The 21,201-nt window shown below is 38.6% G+C and carries 16 protein-coding genes; 7 read left to right on the top strand and 9 right to left on the bottom strand.

Annotated features, from left to right (window positions below; genetic code table 11):
- Positions 1-74 precede the first annotated feature (74 nt).
- Positions 75-2,483 carry an FdhF/YdeP family oxidoreductase gene (locus F886_RS16610; protein WP_005307677.1) on the bottom strand — a complete coding sequence of 803 codons (2,409 nt, stop codon included), beginning with the start codon at positions 2,481-2,483 and terminating at the stop codon, positions 75-77.
- 396 nt (positions 2,484-2,879) lie between these two features.
- Between F886_RS16610 and F886_RS16615 the strand changes: the two genes are divergently transcribed.
- Positions 2,880-4,037, top strand: coding sequence for a glycerate kinase (locus tag F886_RS16615; protein ID WP_005307680.1), 1,158 nt, complete (start codon positions 2,880-2,882; stop codon positions 4,035-4,037).
- On the opposite strand, the gene F886_RS16620 is transcribed toward F886_RS16615, so the two are convergent.
- On the bottom strand, positions 4,034-4,600 hold the full coding sequence (locus tag F886_RS16620; protein ID WP_005307683.1) for a TetR/AcrR family transcriptional regulator: 567 nt from the start codon (positions 4,598-4,600) through the stop codon (positions 4,034-4,036). The two genes, F886_RS16615 and F886_RS16620, sit on opposite strands and share 4 nt — an antisense overlap.
- A gap of 123 nt (positions 4,601-4,723) precedes the next feature.
- On the opposite strand from F886_RS16620, the gene F886_RS16625 reads away from it, so the two are divergent.
- Both F886_RS16625 and F886_RS16630 read left to right on the top strand, forming a co-directional pair.
- Entirely contained in the window at positions 4,724-5,506 is a 783-nt protein-coding gene (locus F886_RS16625) for an SDR family NAD(P)-dependent oxidoreductase (protein ID WP_005307687.1), read from the top strand.
- A 37-nt stretch (positions 5,507-5,543) separates the two neighbouring features.
- The gene (locus tag F886_RS16630; protein WP_005307690.1) at positions 5,544-6,149 is read left to right on the top strand and encodes a nitroreductase family protein; all 606 of its coding nucleotides are present in this window, start codon (positions 5,544-5,546) and stop codon (positions 6,147-6,149) included.
- Positions 6,150-6,226: 77 nt separating this feature from the next.
- Here F886_RS16630 and adeE read toward each other — a convergent pair whose 3' ends face one another.
- Positions 6,227-9,340: a multidrug efflux RND transporter permease subunit AdeE gene (adeE, locus tag F886_RS16635; RefSeq protein ID WP_005307693.1), complete on the bottom strand. Its 3,114-nt coding sequence runs from the start codon at positions 9,338-9,340 to the stop codon at positions 6,227-6,229.
- A gap of 9 nt (positions 9,341-9,349) precedes the next feature.
- Positions 9,350-10,474: a multidrug efflux RND transporter periplasmic adaptor subunit AdeD gene (gene adeD / locus F886_RS16640; RefSeq protein ID WP_005307698.1), complete on the bottom strand. Its 1,125-nt coding sequence runs from the start codon at positions 10,472-10,474 to the stop codon at positions 9,350-9,352.
- A gap of 78 nt (positions 10,475-10,552) precedes the next feature.
- Between adeD and F886_RS16645 the strand changes: the two genes are divergently transcribed.
- On the top strand, positions 10,553-11,170 hold the full coding sequence (locus tag F886_RS16645; RefSeq protein ID WP_005307701.1) for a TetR/AcrR family transcriptional regulator: 618 nt from the start codon (positions 10,553-10,555) through the stop codon (positions 11,168-11,170).
- A 76-nt stretch (positions 11,171-11,246) separates the two neighbouring features.
- Here the strand turns inward: F886_RS16645 and F886_RS16650 are convergent, their stop codons facing one another.
- Both F886_RS16650 and F886_RS16660 read right to left on the bottom strand, forming a co-directional pair.
- Positions 11,247-11,807: a TetR/AcrR family transcriptional regulator gene (locus tag F886_RS16650; protein ID WP_005307703.1), complete on the bottom strand. Its 561-nt coding sequence runs from the start codon at positions 11,805-11,807 to the stop codon at positions 11,247-11,249.
- Between the two features lie 647 nt (positions 11,808-12,454).
- Positions 12,455-12,880: a hypothetical protein gene (locus F886_RS16660; protein ID WP_005307706.1), complete on the bottom strand. Its 426-nt coding sequence runs from the start codon at positions 12,878-12,880 to the stop codon at positions 12,455-12,457.
- 278 nt (positions 12,881-13,158) lie between these two features.
- On the opposite strand from F886_RS16660, the gene F886_RS16665 reads away from it, so the two are divergent.
- Entirely contained in the window at positions 13,159-13,542 is a 384-nt protein-coding gene (locus tag F886_RS16665; RefSeq protein ID WP_005307709.1) for an Imm41 family immunity protein, read from the top strand.
- Between the two features lie 67 nt (positions 13,543-13,609).
- Here F886_RS16665 and F886_RS16670 read toward each other — a convergent pair whose 3' ends face one another.
- Positions 13,610-14,323 (bottom strand): DUF4882 family protein, encoded by a 714-nt coding sequence (locus F886_RS16670; protein WP_005307713.1) that lies wholly within the window; start codon positions 14,321-14,323, stop codon positions 13,610-13,612.
- A gap of 286 nt (positions 14,324-14,609) precedes the next feature.
- On the opposite strand from F886_RS16670, the gene F886_RS16675 reads away from it, so the two are divergent.
- The gene (locus F886_RS16675; RefSeq protein WP_005307717.1) at positions 14,610-15,092 is read left to right on the top strand and encodes a hypothetical protein; all 483 of its coding nucleotides are present in this window, start codon (positions 14,610-14,612) and stop codon (positions 15,090-15,092) included.
- Positions 15,093-15,213: 121 nt separating this feature from the next.
- Positions 15,214-15,519, top strand: a complete 306-nt coding sequence (locus F886_RS16680; RefSeq protein WP_005307720.1) for a hypothetical protein — start codon at positions 15,214-15,216, stop codon at positions 15,517-15,519.
- Positions 15,520-15,599: 80 nt separating this feature from the next.
- On the opposite strand, the gene F886_RS16685 is transcribed toward F886_RS16680, so the two are convergent.
- Positions 15,600-16,478, bottom strand: coding sequence for a MetQ/NlpA family ABC transporter substrate-binding protein (locus F886_RS16685; protein ID WP_005307722.1), 879 nt, complete (start codon positions 16,476-16,478; stop codon positions 15,600-15,602).
- 466 nt (positions 16,479-16,944) lie between these two features.
- Positions 16,945-20,943: a delta-poly-L-ornithine synthetase PosA gene (posA, locus tag F886_RS16690; RefSeq protein ID WP_005307725.1), complete on the bottom strand. Its 3,999-nt coding sequence runs from the start codon at positions 20,941-20,943 to the stop codon at positions 16,945-16,947.
- Positions 20,944-21,201 lie beyond the last annotated feature (258 nt).

Here is a 21,201-nt window from a genome sequence, read left to right on the forward strand (position 1 = left end):
AATTTCCTTTATCTTGAAATGGCGCTTGTTTAGAGCGCCATTTGTTTGAATTACACTTTTATATCACTGTTAATTTAAAGGTTACTTACTTTCTTATCAGCATCTTCAGGATCAACTGCTGTTGCCAAATTAAAGTGTGCAGGTGCATCACCGGGATGCAAAATCACAGGAACACTTTTTGAAGCTGGAATTTTGGCGTATTTATCATGACTGCTTAACGCCACCAAGGGATTGGTCTCTGGATAGTACGCAGCTAAACTGCCACGTGGAATGTTGTACGGCACAATACGGAAACTATGCACAATACGTTTAACACCATCTGAGAAAACACTTTCAATATCAACCCACTGATTTGCTTCAAAGCCCGCTTCATCAATATCGGCTTGGTTCATAAATAACACACGGCGCTGTCCGAAGACCCCACGGTAGCGGTCGTCGAGACCATATAGCGTCGTGTTGTATTGGTCATGAGATCGAGTGGTCATTAAGGTATAAACTTTGCTCTCGGTATAAGCGGCAGCATATTGATTTTCTTTATCACCATAGACTTCACTCAGAGGTGTAATCATAAACTGAGCTTTACCACTTTTTGTGTTCCAGATGTGCTGATTGGCTGGATGCTCTAGATGGAAACCACCTGGGTTATAGACCCGTAAATTAAAGTCATGGAACTCATCAAAAACCTCAGCAATTGAGTCACGAATACGATCATAACTTTCAATGTACCATTTCCATTTAATCTTGCTGTCTGGTAGAACCGCTTCAGCCATTCTTGCCACGATGTCGGGTTCAGATAAAATATTTTCAGAAATTGGGGTATTACGCCCAGCCGACAAATGAATATTACTCATCGAATCTTCGACTGAAATGGCTTGTGGGCCATGAAGCTGCTCATCAATTTCGGTACGGCCCAAACAAGGTAAAATCAGTGCCTCTTTACCACAAACCAAATGGCTACGGTTTAATTTGGTTGCAACATGAACGGTTAAATTACACTTTCTAAGTGCTTCTTGGGTATACGGTGTATCTGGCGTCGCAACTGCAAAGTTTCCGCCTAGACCAATAAAGACTTTAACCTCACCTTCAGCCATAGCTTTAATGGTTTCAACCACACCATGCCCATTTTTTCTAGGAGATTTAATCCCAAACACGCGGTCAATATTGTCGAGTAATTTCGGGCTAGGTAACTCATTAATGCCCATAGTTCGGTCACCTTGCACATTACTGTGCCCACGAACTGGACAAAGCCCTGCACCCGGTCGACCAATTTGCCCACGAGCCAATAATAAATTCGCTAACATATGCACATTAGCTGTTCCATGGCGATGTTGAGTAATGCCCATTCCCCAACAGAAAATTGAGCGCTCAGACTCTAAAAAGAGCTTGGCTAATTTTTCTAAATGCTCTGGTGATAGCCCCGAGTGTTTATAAATATCTTCCCACTCAGTTTTTTCGACCTCGGCAATCATCTCGTCGAAACCGATTGTATTCACCGCAATAAAATTTCGGTCAAAAACGCTTGGTTTGCCTGAAGTAAGTGCTTTTTTATCCCACTCATTTAGGTGCTTTAAAATTCCTAGCATCAGTGCATAGTCACCACCAATTTTAGGTTGGAAATAATAACGACTAATTGGGGTACTGCCGTTAGTCATCATTTCAAGTGGTGCTTGTGGGTCTTGGAAACGTTCTAAGCCCCGCTCTTTAATCGGGTTAATCGCAATAATGTTACCGCCACGTTTAGACACTTCACGTAAAGTACCTAACATACGCGGGTGATTGGTTCCCGGGTTATGCCCAAAACTGAAAATTGCATCGGCTAAATCAAAGTCTTCTAGCGTGACTGTACCCTTTCCTAAACCAATCGAATCAAGCAGTCCAACGCTTGTCGTTTCATGGCACATGTTCGAACAATCTGGGAAGTTATTTGTTCCAAAGCTTCGTACAAACAATTGATATAAAAATGCCGCTTCATTACTGGCACGGCCAGAGGTATAGAATGCAGCTTGGTCTGGGTTGTCTAGCGCATGAAGATGTTTAGCAATAATCTGAAATGCTTCATCCCATGAAATTGCGACATATTTATCTGTTGCAGCATCATAGCGAACTGGGTCAGTTAAGCGACCTAGGTCTTCTAGAAAGAAATCACTTTGTTCTGATAACCAACTGACGGTATGGCCTGCAAAATATTCGGGAGTCACTGTTTTACTGGTTGCTTCAAATGCAACTGCTTTTGCACCGTTTTCACAGAAGTTAAAAGCATGGGCATTTTTCTTTTCTGGCCATGCACAACCGGGACAATCGAACCCCGTAGGCTGGTTAATATTGAGTAAGGTAATCGAACCTTTTTTTAAAATATCTTGCCGCTTTAAGTTTCGAGCGACACTAAGAAGTGCTCCCCATCCGCCCGCAGGATGAGTATAGGGTTCAATTCGTGCAAAGCCGTTATTTTCCTGAATATGCTTTTGTTCTTCTGAATTATCCACTTTGTCATCCTCTTATCACTTTTTACACATTCTATAGGTGCAATAAATTCACAAGTTAATTATGGTTATATCTACGCTATTTGCTGTTTATCTTAATAAGTAAAAGTTCACTTTTATTTACTCATGATATTTAGAGGCAGCCTCAACGCTAGTTATAATATGTGCCATATTTTTTATAATTACAATCATTCAGCCAAAACCAAAAAATTATTTAAATTAAATAATAACAACATCTTAAAAACACAACGACCTGTTTTTTACAGATAAAAACATAATTCACTTTATATTTTTAAAAAATAGAAATGATGTAATGAGCTGAAATTTACGTCATTTTAAGTAGGCTTTTATGGGTTTAAGCAGTATAAATTAATTGAAAAAAACAGATTCAGAAAACTTATGAAGGTTGTGATTGCGCCAGACTCTTTTAAAGACAGCCTATCGGCTTTGGGCGTCGCTCAAGCCATTGCCAAAGGATGGCACGAGGTTTTCCCAAATGCTGCAACGCTGATATGTCCAATGGCAGATGGCGGTGAAGGAACCATAGAAGCTGTGTTAGAGGTCTGTGAAGGTGAATGGCGTGAAAAAACCGTAATGGGGCCATTAGGTCAGCCTATTCAAGCAAAATGGGGATGGTTAGAAAAACAAAAAATCGCCATTATTGAAATGGCTCAAGCGAGTGGCATACAGTTAGTTCCACCGTCTGAGCGTGATGCCTGCCGAAGCACAACGTTTGGCACAGGCCAACTCATTTTGGATGCTTTAGACGCAGGTGCAAAAGACATTATTTTAACTGTAGGTGGCAGTGCAACCAATGATGGCGGTACAGGACTACTCAGTGCTTTGGGCGCGGTTTTGTTCGATGCTAACCACAACGTTTTACCCCTTGGTGGACTCGCGCTCAAAAACCTATCAAAAATTGATTTAACCCATTTCGACCCACGTATTCAGCACATACGGTTTTTACTGGCTGCCGATGTGACCAATCCACTTTGTGGTCCAAACGGCGCATCTCATATTTTTGGTCCACAAAAAGGTGCTTCCCCTGCTCAAGTAGAGTTACTTGACCAAGCTCTTGCCCATTTTGCCGATGTCTCGCTTAAGCTTTTAGGTTTCGATAAACGAGATGAAGCGGGTTCTGGTGCTGCGGGAGGTTTAGGTTTTGCAGCTAAAAGTTATTTAAATGCTGAGTTTAAGGCTGGAGTTAAGGTTGTGGCCGAACTCAATCAGCTTACCCATAAGGTATCTAACGCGGATTGGGTCATTACAGGTGAAGGTAAATTTGACCAACAAACCTTAAGTGGTAAAACAGTTTTTGGGGTGAGCCAAATTGCTAAAGCTCACAACGTACCTGTGATTGTGATTGCTGGGACTTTAGGCGAAGGCTATCAAGCGCTTTATGAGCACGGCGTTACAGCTGCATTTTCGCTAACTAATGGCCCTATTACCTTAGAACAAGCCTGCGAACATGCGGCCAAACTTATTTATGAAAGAACTGTCGATATTGCGAGGTTAATTCAATTTAGCCAAACCAGTTTGAGAGATAAAAAAGTTTAATCGGCTAACTTTAAAAGGCTTTCTTTACAGCTTTCCAATATTTCATCGCTAAGGTTTGATTGGTCTGGGCATGCGCGAGACAATGCAATTGCCCCTACAGATTGGGCAAGAATATTAATGGCTTGCTTTCTCAACTCTGGCGCTTCCAAAGAAACTTGTTTTGCACGTTCATTCATAATGAACTGAATAAGTTGCTCAATACCCTCTTCAAATTCGACTTTTACTTCGTCTGGCTGTCTTGCAGCATCACAAGATAGTGCAGTTAAGGTACAGCCCAAATCTCGGTTGTCTCGATGAGTGCGGGACACATAAAGCTGAATAAATTGAGTTAAGTTTAAGCCTTCTATTCTTTTTAAAACCTGCTCAAGCCCGTGCTTAACGGTAATTGAGACAAGGTCTGTTTTCGAAGTGAAATGTTTATAAAAGCCGCCGTGAGTAAACCCTGCGCTAGACATTAACTCGGCAATGCCAACTCCGTCATAGCCTTTGTTACGAAAGAGTTGAGTCGCCTTTTCAACAATTTTTTCTCGGTTTTCTTTTACCTGAGTTTTACTGACTTTCATGTTGGCCTACTCACTTTTTATTCACCCTACTGGTCATAATTATACATTGATTATGGTTGACATCAAAACTTGCATATTTTAGATTATAGTCATCATCTAAAAATTAAAGCGTGGAGACATCACATGTCATCTCAATCAAAAGTACTTATTACAGGAGCTTCGTCAGGAATTGGTTCTGTCTATGCAGACCGATTTGCTCAACGTGGCCATAACTTAATCTTGGTTGCACGAGACACCAATCGCTTAGATAAAATCTCAAAAGATCTTCAAGAAAAATACGGTGTACAGGTCGAGTTCATTCAAGCCGATCTATCAAAAGATCAAGACATCACTAAAATTGAAGATGTACTCAAAAACGATGCTGATATTGAAATCTTGGTCAATAACGCTGGGATTGCACTGAACGGAAACTTTTTAACTCAAGATATTAAAGACATTGAAAAACTTATAACTTTAAATATGACCGCAGTTGTTCGGTTGTCTCATGCAATTTCGCAACCTCTTCTACGCAAAGGTAAAGGCGCGATTATTAATTTAGGTTCAGTGCTTGGATTAGCTCCTGAACTTGGTTCGACCATTTATGGCGCAAGTAAATCTTTCATCCAATTTTTTAGCCAAGGTTTATATTTAGAATTAAAAGATCATGGCGTGCATGTTCAAGCCGTATTGCCATCTGCAACTAAAACCGAAATTTGGGAACGTTCAGGCATCGACTTAAGCCAAGTCCCACCATTAATGGAAGTGAATGATTTGGTCGATGCGGCTCTGATTGGTTTTGACCGCAAAGAAACGATTACAATTCCTGTGCTGAAAGACGAAAATCAATGGAATAATTTTGAAAAATCACGTATCACATTACTACCAAACTTTTCTTCGGCTGATGTAGCCCAACGTTATAAAAACTAACGAGTACCGCTACCCAATTCTCAAGTAGGAAAATCTTATGAATGTTATAGATGCCATCCGTAACCGCCGTGCAGTTAAACGCTTTGACCCTGCATTTCAACTTTCTGAAGATAACAAAAAGCAGTTATTACAAGAAGTTTTAGCAAATGCTCCAAGTGCGTTTAATTTGCAGCACTGGCGCCCTGTTGTGATTGAAGACGCTGAGTTAAGACAAAAAATTCGCACCATTGCATGGGATCAACCACAAGTTACCGAGGCTTCTTTACTGATTGTGTTATGCGCAAAAGTAAGCTCGTGGGAAGCCGATGCTAAACGCGTGTGGGATGGCGCGACTCCAGAAGTGCAAAATATTATGGTAGGTGCGATTGACCAATATTACCGTGACCGCCCGCAAACTCAACGTGATGAAGTGATGCGTAGTGCGGGTATTTTTGCTCAAACCTTGATGCTTCTTGCTCAAGAGCATGGTTTAGACAGTTGCCCAATGGATGGTTTTGACTTTGACGCAATGGCAAAGCTCATTAACTTACCTGAAGATCATGTGGTGTGTTTGATGATTGCAGTTGGTAAGTCAGCCTCTCAGCCTTACCCGCGTGTGGGCAAACTTCCTTACGATGATGTCATTATTCAAAATACATTCTAAGTTTTTAGTCGGAGTTAGGCCCTCATGCTATTTATCGCATGAGGGCCTAACTGTTAATGACATTCTGTTTTGTAAAATCATTTTGCCTTTTGGGCATTTAACTTATTGGTTAAACGACGAACTAAAAGAAAAAATAAAGGCACAAAGAAAATAGAAAGTAGAGTTCCCGAAATCATTCCACCAGTGACGGCGATACCAATTTCTTTTCGACTCACAGCTCCTGCTCCTGTAGATACAGCCAATGGTAGAACACCTGCAACAAAAGCCAGAGATGTCATAATAATTGGCCGTAATCGCTGACCCGCACCTTCAATAATGGCGTCCATTAATGCCTGACCAGCTTCCAATTTGGCTGCTGCAAATTCAACAATCAAAATAGCATTTTTGGCAGAAAGCCCAATGGTGGTAAGCATAGCGACCTGAAAGTAAATATCATTCACAAAACCTGCCAGACTTGCAGCAACTACAGCGCCAATAAGACCTAAAGGAATAACCAACATGACAGAAACAGGAATAGACCAGCTTTCATAAAGTGCTGCCAAACATAAAAAGATAAAGATGATTGAAGCCAAATATAACCAGATCGTTTGGCCACCCGCTAACTTCTCTTGATAAGACAATCCACTCCACTGAAGATTAAAGCCTTGTTGCTGGTCAACTAACTGCTGCATTTTATCCATAGCCCCGCCAGAACTTTCACCCGTTGCAGCAGAACCTTGAAGTTGTACGGCTGAAAGACCATTAAAGCGTTGCAGCATTTGAGGCCCCATTTGCCACTTTACAGAAGAGAAACTAGAAAATGGTGTCATTTGACCAGTAGCGCCACGAACATACCACTGCCCAATATCTTGAGGTAAAGAACGATAGTTCGCTTCGCCTTGTAAATAAACTCGCTTAACACGTCCCCTATCAATAAAGTCATTAATATAAGATCCGCCCCAAGCAGAAGATAAGGTATTACTGATATCAGCTTGGGCTAAACCAAGAGCGCTGGCTTTTCTTTGATCGATATCGACTTGTAACTGGGCTTTATCTTCTAAGCTATTCAAACGTACTGCTGCTAGGCCAGAATCAGCATTTGCTGCTTTTAACACATTATTTTGTGCAGCGATTAAAGCATCTCGTCCTTTATTTTCAGCATCTTGCAACCAAAGTTCAAAACCACTTGATTGCCCAAGCCCTCTTACAGCAGCGGGTGAAAGTACCTGAACACGTGCGTTACGTAGTGACTTAAAATATGAATTTGCCCGAGCAATCACTGCTTCTGCTGTGTTTTCACTCCCTTCTCGGTCATCCCAATGTTTGAGTCCGGCAAATGCCATTCCCACATTTTGACCACTGCCCGCATTATTTCTACCCATCACCATAAAAATCACATTGAGATTATCCTTTTCTTTCGTCAAGAAATAATCTGCGATCTGATTACCAACCCTTTCTGTTTCAGCTAGTGTCGTGCCTACAGGCGTACTAAATTGAACCATAACCGAGCCTTGGTCTTCTTGGGGTAAAAACCCCGTATTCATACGCGTATATTGCCAACCTAACAAAGCTGTAATACCCACGAATATAATCATAAATATTTTGGGTTTACCTAAAACAGCAACTAGCTTTGTACGGTAGCCTGATTGACCTTGCTCTACTTTACGGTTGAACCAAGTAAAAAATTTTCTCTGTTTATGCTTTTCATTTGCAGGTTTGAGTAAGGTTGCACATAGCGCAGGTGAAAGTGTTAAAGCAACAATTGCAGAAAGTACCATAGCCGATACGAGCGTTACCGAGAACTGTCGATAAATAATCCCGACTGAGCCACCAAAAAAAGCCATCGGTAAAAATACCGCAGCAAGTACCATCGCAATACCGACCAACGCACCCGATATTTCTTGCATTGAAATTAGGGTAGCTTGCCGAGCATCAAGATTTTGCTCATGCATAACCCGCTCAACATTTTCAACAACGACAATCGCATCATCTACCAGCAAACCAATTGCCAAAACCATCGCAAATAAAGTCAGCGTATTAATGCTATAGCCCAATATACTGAGTACGCCAAATGTTCCTAACAATACGACAGGAACCGCAATAGCCGGAATTAAAGTCGCACGCCAGCTCTGCAAAAATAAGAACATAACAATAATGACGAGAACAATTGCCTCAGCTAAAGTTTTAATCACTCCTTTTACAGATGCTTCAACAAATGGCGTACTGTCACGTGGATATGCAACTTTTAACCCCGATGGCATAGAGCCAGTTAAACGTGTAACCTCAGCTTTCACTCTTTCAGCTGTTTCTAAAGCATTAGCACCAGATGCAAGCTGAATAGACATACCCGAAGCTGGCTTTCCATTCAGACGTGTAGAAGTCTGATAACTCTCTGCACCCCGCTCGACTCGGGCAACATCTTTAAGTAATACAACCGCACCATTTGTTTGTGTCCGCAAAATAATATTTTCAAATTGGCTCACGGTTTGTAGCCGAGATAATGCTGTTACTGTTGCATTTAGAGCCTGCCCATCACGCGTGGGTAATGCGCCCAATTCTCCTGCTGTAATTTGAGTGTTTTGTGCTTCAATTGCGGTTCTAACATCTGATGGCATTAATCCATAACTGTTTAATTTATGAGGATCAAGCCAGATACGCATTGCATATTGAGCACCAAATACAGTGATTTCACCCACTCCATCGACCCGACTTAATGGGTCTTGAAGTGTGCTCACCATATAGTCAGATATGTCGACAGAAGATCTAGTCCCACTTTCATCGTAAAGCGCAAAGACCAGTAAACTATCACCCTGTGATTTTGTTACAGTGATCCCTTGCTGCTGAACCTCTTGAGGCAATCGACTCAGTGCCTGATTCACAGCATTTTGCACCTGTACCTGCGCAGTATCGGGATTGGTATTTTGATCGAAACTCAGACTTATCCGTGCTTGTCCTGCCGAACTACTACTCGATGAAAAATAAAGAAGACCATCAATACCCTTAATTTGTTGCTCCAAAATCTGGGTCACACTATCTTCAACAGTTTTGGCCGATGCGCCCGGATAATTTGCAGTAACATTTACACCCGGTGGTGCAATGTCAGGATATTGTTCAATGGGTAACGTTAAAATCGAAATCGTCCCCAATGCCATAATACAAATAGAGAGGACCCAAGCAAAAATAGGTCGTGCAATAAAAAAACTCGACAACATACGCAATCCTCAGCTCATTGGGGTAGGATCAATCGTCATGCCGGCACTTAAACCTTGCAGACCATCAACAATGACTTGATCTCCCGCTTTCAAGCCAGAGGTCACTAACCAACGATTATCAATCGCACTCCCTAAAGTAATTTTTCGTTGTTCGGCTTTATTATCTTTTCCAACAACCCAAACAAGCGCATTTCCTTCTGCATCTCGGAACAGCGCACCTTGAGGAATTAAGATACTGTTAGGACGTGTGCCCGTTCCAAGTTCCGCCCGTACATATATTCCCGGTAATAAAGCATTATTCGAGTTAGAAAACGCAGCACGTAACGTGACACTTCCAGTGGCTTCATCTACTGCAATATCACTAAATTTAAACGTTCCTTGTTCCACATAGTTCGTGCCATTTTCAAGCCGTAAACGTACTGAAAGCTCAGTCGGTTTTATTCCATTTTCAGTAAGCTGTTTGCGCAGCGCCATGTATTCATCACTCGACTGAGTCAAATCAACATACATGGGATCTAGTTTTTGAATCGTTGCTAAAGGATCTGTTTGGGCCGAGGTAACTAAAGCTCCACGTGTAATTGAAGAGCGCCCTATCCGTCCTGAAATAGGCGCAGTAACTTGTGTATAACGTAAATTGGTTCGTGCCGTTTTCAGTAGGGCTTCATTTACTGTCACGGTGGCTTTTGCTTGTTCATATGCACTTCGAGCATTATCAAGCTCTTGCTGACTCACGCCATTTACCTTAATTAATTCTTTATAGCGCTCGGCTTGCAAACGAGTCGAATTGACTGTTGCTTTAGCGAGTGCAAGGTTACCCGCGGCCTCGTCAACGCTATCCCGATAAAGTGAAGAATCAATTTTATAAAGGGGTTGCCCCTTATTCACCTGAGTGCCTTCTTTAAACAATTGCTCGACAACCACGCCATTTACTTGTGGCCGCACTTGAGAAATTTCAGAGGCAACTGTTCTTCCAGCCAATTGATAGGTAGATTCAATCGTCTCTGGTTTTATAGTGATAATGCCCACCTGTTGAATATTTTTGGTCGCAGGCTGGTCAGCATCACAGCCATTCAAGAAAAGCAACAAAGGCAATAAACACAAAGTATTACGATGAAAAAAATTAAAAACAAGCATATCTGGGACCCCAGACTTATAGACAATTTATTTACTTTACTGTAAAGTAAATAAATAAGATGTGCAAGAAATCCTCATATGTTAAAAAAATCTCCAGGTCGCCCTTCTCGAATTCGCCCTACTATCCTTGCAGCAGCACGCGCACTATTTCTTGAGCATGGATTAGAAGTTCGTTTAGAAGCTATTGCAGCTAAAGCCGGAACAAATCGACAAACTTTATATAACCATTTCCCAACTAAGACGGCTCTACTTATTGAAGTTTTTGATCATTTAAAAACAGAAATGGAAGTGCCTTTTGTTGAACAACATGAATTAAAAAATAAGCGCCTAGATCAATTACTCTTAGAAATTGGGCAGGCTGTACAAAATCATTTTTATAATATTGACGTCATTCGTCTGCAAAGATTGCTGATTATTGCATTAGTTGAAATGAAGGAAATTCTTCCAAAAATTCAACAGCGTACTCAAGGAAATATTAAAAGATCGTTAACCGATATTCTTGCAACAGCACACAATGCAGGCATTGTTAAAATTGATCAGCCAGAGGAAGCAACAAAAGCATTCCTCGGTGCTGTAATGGGATATGCATATCCTGCTACGCTGATTAGCGGAAACATTCCGACTCCTCAAGAGCTACAGCAGTTAAATGAAGAAGTTTGCCGGACCTTTTTAAAAGCATGGCAATATAAAGAATAGATTTTATAAAAAGCCCTTTGATAAGAAGGGCTTTTTTTATGAAATAGCTAAACTTGAAAACGATGAATGATACATATTACGCCGCTTTAAACTGCTTCAAAAAACATTCTAATATCATCTCTCTATTCCCTACTTGACCCGAGCTTAAAAGCTGAATAATCACACCTTCAATCATATATAAAAATAGTTTGGCATCCTGAAAGGAAACATCGGTTTTTAGTTTTATAAGTTGGCTATAGATTTCATTCAGTAACCACGTTCTATACCTCACTGCGATTTGATAGGCTTTGGGATAGGTCAGTTTCGTTTCAAAAATGGCTTTAAATAATAAGTAGTACAGCCCTTCTAAATCGGTATGTAAAAGATAAAGTGTTTTAAGTTTATCCATCACATCTGCACCTTGGTCGTAGTCAGCAATTGATACTACTTTTTCTTTTAAGCGCTCTTTTTGAACGTTCAAACAGATTTCGATAAACCGCTCTTTAGAATGAAAATAATGATAAAAAGTCGCTTTGGGAATTTGAGATTCTTTCACGATTCTATCGATTCCAACCGTATGAAACCCGTGGTGGTGAAACAGATCAATTGATTTATTTACGACTTGTATGGCACGTGGTGAGATCACTAAATGTCGCATAGTTTTACCGTTATAAAATTCTTGTTGTATGTAAACGAGATACTTTTTTGGGAGAAAAAAAGGCACAGCAAAGCCGTAAAGACTGTGCTTGGCACATCTCAAGTTTTATTGTTGATTAAGTTTTTTGATCGTGACGATTTAAAGCCTGAAAAGCCCAATGGCCATCAAACTGCTTTAAAAGTTTAAGTTGTGTCGATATAGACTTTGGCAAAGGCTGCCAAGAAATTAAGAATGTGCAAAGCCAACTCCTTTTTATTGGGAGTTCCGCCAGACATGAATAGGAATTATGGTGGCAGAACGAAAGGGGGTTAGCAGACTGGCTCAAGACCCAGCACACCCGAAGGTGTCCCCCTTCCGTCCTACCGCAACAAAAGGGAGACGAACGAGTTCACATTAAAAAAACGAGTTTTTTCAATGCTCTTGAGTACGGTCTGCTAAAACCGACTGGCAATGTGGCCAGCAGGCAAAGGATAGTGCTCCGCCCTATTGCAGTCAAGCACACAAAATGACATTTGCTTTAATTTAGATCATTAAAAAGTAAGGATAAATAATGAGATGATTATTGTTAAAGTGGGGTTTATAAAGGGGAAGATAATTGGCTTGGAAGGCTGTTTTATTTGAGCTAGAAAGATTTTCTATAAGCTGTATTACTTTAATTTTAAATAATCTTCATAACTCATTTTCTCTAAAACGTGTAATTTACTTATTTCTAGTTTTTTCATAATATCCGGAATCAAAGATGCATTAGCTAAAAAGAGCTGATCAGTTCTATCAAATCCACCTTGTAACCTTATTTTTCGATTTTGAACATAAATATCCATCAACCGCTGCTCTCTTAGACTTTGTATAATGATGGCTTTATATTCATCAAAATCTATTTTTTTATTATCTTTAAAAGAATACTCATCAAAAAGTTGATAGTAAAAGTTTAAGAATTTTTCTTCCCCATTTAAATATTCATCCAAGCTATTATTTTTCAATGAGATGTCGTAGCAAATGATATTCGATTGATCAGCTTCTACTTCTGAAAGCCAATGATCAAAAATAGAAATAGAAATGACCGTGTCCCACATAAATTTACTCAAATTACTAGAATTTTATAAGGATACATTAAGAGCTTTTCCTCGTATAACATATTTAATTCAACACTAAATAATTTATAAACCTGTTTTTACAGCTTTTGACGATGGAGCTACAGCAGCCTCAGCCACCTTCAAAAGAATTGATGAGCAGTTTAGATACAACTTGGTTAATCAGCCGATTAGAAATACTGAGTTTTTTACCTATTAAGCTGGTAAATTTCATATAAGCTGTATTGTGTATTTTAGGAAATTTTTAAAGAATAAAATTTATGGATGCAAAAGAAATTATCCTACGTAATTTTCCACATAATAACTTATATGATGACTTATCATTCTTAGGAAAATTAAACGAAGAACAGTCATGGGATATCGAAGAATATTGGCTTTTAGAATGGGGAGTTTATAAACTTGAAAAAAACTCACCAGAAAAATTAGATTGGGAAATTTTTAGGATTTTTAGCGTGATTATGCTTTGTATTAGCTCTCATTTAGATCAAAATGACTATTTTAAAATAAAGAATTTGAAAAGCTCTGAACTTTATGAGATGAGAGAAAGAGTGCTATTAGTATTTGAAGGGTATTTCTCTAGCTCAATGCCTGAACAAAACATTTTTGAAAAAGTAAATCCCTTATTAGCACTGTCCTCTATTTAAATATAAGTAGTTAATAAAAACTGCCTAACCGAAGCAGTAAGGCAGCATATTTAATATGTAATTTATTTTAAAGAGGTGTGCCACAAATATCTGTGGTGCCTACTGGATAGGTAAATTGTAGTTTCGAATGATCAGATACTATTTCATATGATATTTCTTTACCTAAAGCACTAGAGTTGGAAGTATAAAATCCCTCTTCAATTGCAATAGCAAACTTCATTTTGCTTAACGGAGTTGTATAACTCCATGTGTATCCCCTATCTACTCCGTTTACAATATAACCAATTTTCTTGCTGATTTGATTGTAATAAATCCCAACTCTAACTGTTTCATTTGCTAAAACTTCATTTTGTGTCTGAGTTGGGGTTATATTTCCAGAAATAGAACTCATAAATAAATTTTGCTGTGAACCATATGCACTTCCAAAACTTGGAGCTGCAAAAACAATACCATCAAAATTACTTGTTCCTGTGATAAACCCTGAAGCTAGTTCATTTGAATTTAGATTTATTGGTTTCTTGAAAATATATTCAAAAGCAATCACATTAGACTGAGCAATATTGGTATCAGATTTAGTTTTTATCAGTGTTCCTATGTTTATATTAGCCAAAGCCTTGGTTAACACTTTCTGCCCAGTTATTGTTATATAGTTGCTTGGATTTGGTGTCCCTTCTGGTGTTTGTGAAGCGCTTGGATCAATCTCTAGATCACCAATTTTACATTCAGCCCAGCTCTGTACACTGACAATTAATAAGCTAAGAATCAATATATTTTTTTTCATTATTTCACCTTAATTTTATTGTGATTTTTGATTGTATGGTAAAAATTTAAGGTTTAAAAATTTTTCAGATAAAGAGACTATAGATTAAACTCTATAGTAATTTATTAGATAGATGTTTTTCTAAAATTAATATAAAACTAGGTCAGATAACCCTGAATTGTCTTTAAAAATAAATAAAATAATCAGAGGACAACAAACTTTTTAAGTTGGTTCCACACAGATATTTCATATAAACTGTATGTGTATTTCAGGAAAATTTTAAATTATAAAGACAAGGTCAAAGTAGGTGAAGATAATCTTATTAGTATTGAGTAGTTTACTTGTAGCACTTACAGCTATTTATTTTTTTAATAAAAAAGAATCTGAGATATCTCCAAAAGAATTTGTTCTCAATTGGGGAGAAAGAATGAAAAACTCACCCAATGGTGGCCCAGGAAGAAATTGCTTCCCTACCGCTTACTCAGCAATTCGATACCCTGAATTAAAAGAAGAATTATTAGAAGCTAGAAAACTTAATATGTTTCATCCAGATCAATCAGGATATGGACTTTTACAGATTCCTTTAAAAAATTGTTTTAGTGAAGCAAAGCTTGTTGAACTAAAATTTGATAAATCTAGAAATATGGCTTGGGCTGTCTATCGCTGTGAGAAAGATGGAAGGGGGCTAGAAGTAAAATTATCTAGCTTTGAGGAATGGTGCAGCTATACCACATATCTAAAAAAATGGAACTTTCCAATAGGAAAATATACTCCTATTTCTATGCCTTAGAGTTTTTTATCCAACCATCTGTTATATATTCCGCCACTGGTACAAGATAAAATATAACGATATCTAGGAAAGTGTTCTCTCGTACACGCTATATATAAACAATAAAATTTAATGAGAAGTTATGGATAACTGGAAACATATAATTACCGCGTTTGTTGTGACTATTATTGCAACAATATTAATCCCTTTACTTTCAAGGTTTAACTCCCTAAAACTTTCTTTAGCTTGTTTCTTGTTTTCCACTTTAGGTTTTGGTGTAGCAGCTACCTATGGCCGTAAATCTAATAATCGAGGAATAGATGGTGATTGGGGAGCACATGGCTTATGGAAAGAGATATTTAATTTAGAACTAGTAACTATCAGCGTAGGCGTAGGCGTTTTAATTACTCTTATGCTTATGTTAGCAGTTTATTTTTCTAGAGAATAATATTCTTAAACTAATAAATAAAAAAGCTAAACCCCGATTACCGAGGCTTAGCTTTAAAATAATTTTAAATTAAAAATTACTTATTTGATGTCAGTAAACTCAGAAACAGGTTTATTAACTTCAACTTTTGTACCAGCAAATTTTTCGCTCACAAACTTTTGTACTTTAGGTAAGTGGTAAAGTTCACCCAATTTCGTATAGATCGGGTCATTTTTATTCGCTTCAGCCACACCTAATAAGTTCACATAAAGCTTTGTAGACTGGTCAATAGGTTCACGGAAGATAGAATCTTTCAGAACGTTTAAACCGCCTTCAAGTGCCAATGTATTACCCAATACAATTGCATCAACGTCGTTTTTAACACGAACTGCTGTTGTCATTTGAATTGGTTTTAATTTTAAACCTTTAGGGTTTTCAGCGATGTCATTTGTTGTCCCTTTTACAGGGTCAAAGTCTGGTTTAAGTTTAATAAGTTTAGCAGACTGTAATAATGTTAATGCACGCGCTTCGTTAGCAGTATCATTTGGAATTGCGATTGTAGCGCCTTGTGGGAACTCATCAACAGTTTTAACTTTATTTGCATAAAGACCCATTGGTTCCAAGTAAGTCGTCGCAACAGCCGCAACTTTAGCTGTATTTGAAGCATTGTAAGCTGCTAAATAGTTAAATGACTGGAACGCGTTTACATCTTGTTCGCCACTTGCTACAGATGTATTCAACACAACGTAGTCAGTCAAGTTAGTCACTTCGAGTTTAATGCCCGCTTCTTTAGTTTCAGGAAGCGTTGCAACATATTTCCATACGTCAGTGTCTGAACCTGTTGAAACAAGTTTAATTGTGCGTACTGACTCAGTTTTGTCTTTAGCTGGTGCTGAATTTTCAGTTTGTGCAGGTTGTTTATTACATGCAGTCAGTGTGAGTACAGATGCACTGAACAGGACACTAAATAATTTTTTCATAGATACATCCTAAAATAGGAAATGCCTACTCTACAAAAGAGCGAGGCATTCCCAACCATTGGGTCGAAATGCAATATTTGGCTGGAAGTAATTCCAGATATATAAGGGTTTAGAAGCCTGAATTCAGCCTTATTTCTTCCTTGATCTTGCTCGCTGAACAACAGAATTATGTTTTGAATCAGTTTCTAAATATTGGATCATCATATATCAATAAGTGAATATTCTACAAATAACTTGTTCAATTTTGATATATAGACGTGCTCTTGGTAAAGTACTGATAATAAAAAACATATTATATAAATAAAACAGTTTTGATTAAAATACGTACTTATTTGATTTATATGAAATTTTCAGGATTTGTTAGCAATATTTAAGCTAACCATGACTGTAATTTATGCCGTATGCATAAAAAAAGCCCCTGTTTTCACAAAGGCTTTTTAAATTAGTTAGTTAAGCTCAGTTTCAATTACTTATGAACCCAAGGCACGGCTGGTGAACCAATCCACGCAGATTTGGCAGGAATATTTTCACCTTTCATAACCAAAGTTAATGGTCCTAACACTGCATGATGGCTAACATTGGCGTTATATAAAATAATACTACGTGAATTTACGACTACATCATTTCCAATATTCACTTGTCCAATTTTCATAATACGATCTTCAAACAAGTGGGTTTGTGGGCCTGAGAAGCTATTAAACTCAGCGCGGTCACCAATGCTTACACAGTCAAACTCAGTGATATCAGCCGTATCCATGTAAACATCTTTACCAATTTGAACACCTAAAATACGCAAGAAGAATGGCAGCATTGGCGTTCCTCTTAAGTAGTTTAGGAAGTTTGGAATCGCAACTGATTCATATAAGCTGGTAATCCCTTCACTTAACCACACAAACATGGTCCACATTGGCGCTGAACGCGGTTGATAACGTCCAATTAAAGTCCACTTCATCAATGCAACAATAATGAAACAGCCAACACCATAGAGCAAACCAGCAAGCGTTAAAGCCAATAAACCAGTTGGGATGTTGTATTTATTAATAACATCAATTACTTCAAGCACAATCATATAACCCACGCCAATTGCGAGCGCGGCTGGCAATACAACGCGAAGGCCTTCAATAAAACCACGCATGAAACGGCGCTTGAAGCTTGGTTTAAACGTTAAGTGGTCAGGATATTTTTCGGCAGCTTCACGTGCAGGCAATAATAATGGCGGCGAACCAAACCAAGTTTGACCATCATACATTTCAAGGTTATCTGGTGTTTTTGACTGTACGCCAATTAAAACGTTATCTGGTAAAACAGTTCCATCAGCAATATAAGCACTATTTCCGACAAAGCTACGGTTACCGATTTTGGTCGATTTTAATGTCATCCAACCGCCTTTGATCTCTTCATCACCTAACATTACCGCATCGGCAATAAAGCTTTCTTCGCCCAAAGTCAGCATTTCAGGAATAACACCATTTGCGGTAGAAATTTCGGTATTTTTACCTACTTTCGCCCCTAACATACGGAACCATGTAGGTGCATAAATCGTAGCAAACAGGCCGTGCAATGTTTGTAAGCTTGTTTCTAAAATTTGAGATGCAAACCATTTACGATAATACGTGCTGCCATGAACAGCGTACGTTCCAGTCTCAAGACGAGGCAATGCAATTTTGCGTATTGCTGAAGAAATAACAGCGGTAATCATCATCATCATTGCACTAGCTGGAATCGCTAAAGCAAAATAATAAAGTGCGATTTGCAGGTGGTTATTCGGATTGATATTAAATACGTTTACATCTAACCAATCGACCAAAAGGAAACTTGGGAAAATTGGAATAAAGAACAGACAAGCAATGATTAACGCACTAACCCCATAATATCCATATTCAGCAATCTTACGAATGAACGATAATTTAGGACGTTCTGGCATTTTAGCGTGTTCATCTACATGCCCTATTTTCTTAGCTGGCGTACCATCCCAAACTTCTCCGGCTGGTACAACCGTGTCATATTCAATTGAAGTTAAGGCATTTACATGGGCTTGTTTTTCTAACACTGTATTTTCTTCTAATACAGCATATGAACCCACATAACTATCTTGTTTAAGATGAATTGAACCCAACACCAAATGTCCATGTTCGACTTTGGCATTTTCTAAATTCACTTGAGAGCCAATACTCACACCATCTTCAACAGTTAATAAAGATGGCATGCGAATATGAACTGAACTAATGGTGACATCATGTCCAATTTTTGCGCCGAGTGCTTTTAAATAGAGGTTAAGTAAAGTTGAACCTGACAATAAATAAACTGGTGAAATATTACTAATACGGTCTGCTAACCACCAACGGAAATACGTCATTCCCCAAAGTGGATAACGTCCTGCACCAATGCCCAGCATTAATAATCGTTTCACCGTAATTGAAAGTACAAAACTACTAATAATAACGCTGATATAAACCAATAGAGACAATGCGATTGCATATGGAATGCTGTCTCGGGTTCCACCTGTAAAATAGTGATAGGTAAAGAATGGTGCTAACCACTGCAAAATATTAATCGAAATTAAAACTGGAATAGTCGCAAGCTGTGCAATACCACATAACCATTTATAAGTTTGATTACGCGGGTTGTCTTGCCCAATTTGGCTATCAAATAATGTAGGTTCTGGCTGTTCCAACATTAAAGCAGCAATTGCCCCCACTCTTCTCGCTTGATATAAGCTTTGAATTGTAAGATGGCTATATTCTTGATGTTCACGCAGGTTTGAAATTAAAACGGCTGCTAACAGCGAATGCCCACCTAAATCATCAAAGAAATCCGAATCTAGTTTAATCGGCATGTTCGGAAACAGACGGTTCAAAATTTCAAATAAAATTTCTTCGGCTGGATTTTGCGGCTGATCAGATTCACTGCGGTCAATCACACTCGTAAGCGGTCTTACTTTTAACGCTTTACGGTCAATTTTTCCAGATAATAAACGCGGTACTTCTTCAATAATCTCAAAACGATTCGGCACCATATAAGGTGGTAAACGTTGAGCTAGAGTATGACGAAGTTGCTTAATTTCTATGGGCTGTTTGGCATCAAGCTCAGCTGCAATAAAAGCAATAAGCTGATCAATTCCGTCTTCTTGACGTAGAATTACAGCTGCTGTGCCAATCCCGTCAATATCACACAGTGCCGCTTCAATTTCACCGAGTTCAACACGGAAACCACGAATTTTTACCTGATCATCAGCACGCCCTAAGCAATGGACTTGACCAAATTCATCAATTTTTGCCAAATCACCAGTACGGTAAAGCAACTCTTCATCCGCACTCATTGCCCACGGGTTTTCAATAAACTTATCAGCCGTTAAGTCAGGTCGCCCTAAATAGCCGGGTGCCACACTTGGACCGAAAATACACAGCTCGCCTGTTTCACCTTGAGGCAGTAATTCTCGTTCTGCGTTAATCACCAACATGCCATAGTTTGGTAAAGGTTTACCAATCGTGACGGGTTTACCACGTTCTAATGACTCAAGGCTTGCAGTAACCGTGGTCTCAGTTGGGCCATAGGTATTAAACATTTGATGGTGAGGTAATGCCCAACGGTCCACGAGTGAGTCTGGACACATTTCCCCACCTAAATTAATAATTCTTAGGTTAGGTACATCTTCAGGGAACAAAGCCAGTAAGGTTGGAACCGCATGTAAAACAGTAATTTGTTCCTGCTTTAATGTTTGGCATAAACGTTCAGGGTCACTGACAAGCGACTTAGGTGCAATCCACAAAGTTGCACCAACCAAATAAGACAGCCAGATTTCTTCAAACGACATATCAAAAGCGACAGAAAAGCCTTGATAGACTTTATCTTGCTCTTGAATATCTAAAATATTATTTTCACTACGTAGAAAGTGACAAATATTTTTTTGAGTAATTACAATCCCTTTCGGCTTACCCGTTGAGCCTGACGTATAAATAATATACGCAGGTTGATCGGAGGTCGTTCTAGCTAAAGGAATATTTTCACTGAGTGGTTTTTGAAGTTCAGTATTTGTCCATTTTGTTTGTGGCACTTCAGCTAAGTGTTCATACCATTCATCGGTAGTAATCATCCCGACAGCTTCGGCATCTTCAAGACAAACCGCAATACGGTCGGCTGGCGTATCCATATCAAAAGGAAGCCACGCTGCGCCACTCAAACAAATCGCCAATTGGGCTTTTAAAAGCTCAATACCACGAGGTACCCATAACCCAACAATATGACCTGGCTTTACCCCTCTTATCGTCAAATGTTGAGCCATAATTAAGGCTTGCTGATATAACTCCCCATACGTCAACGTTTTATTTGCTTCAATTAAAGCTGTTTTATCTGAGAGATTTTGAGCAGTTTGAATAAAAATATCGGCGAGTACTTCATCTTGCAAAAATTCGGGGTGAAATTTACCACGAATAATATTCTTCGAACTTGTTACGAATTGGTTCATTTTTTATAACTCACTTTAATTTTTTGATTTAGCTAAAATAAAGTCATGTTTGAGTTTTTCTGACCTATTAAAGAAATCAATTGCTATGTAATAAATTAAAGAGTTGAACTTAAATGAAGATTAAAGTTTTTATTTTAAGAATGGAGAGTGAACTATTAAATGAGAAGAACAAACGATTTTTATTACTTATAAATCAAACTAAGATGACAATAAGGAAAAATATAAGCACATATTTTTATAAAAATTAAATAGCGTTAT

The organism is Acinetobacter sp. NIPH 542, from assembly GCF_000369825.1.
Lineage (GTDB): Bacteria > Pseudomonadota > Gammaproteobacteria > Pseudomonadales > Moraxellaceae > Acinetobacter > Acinetobacter oleivorans.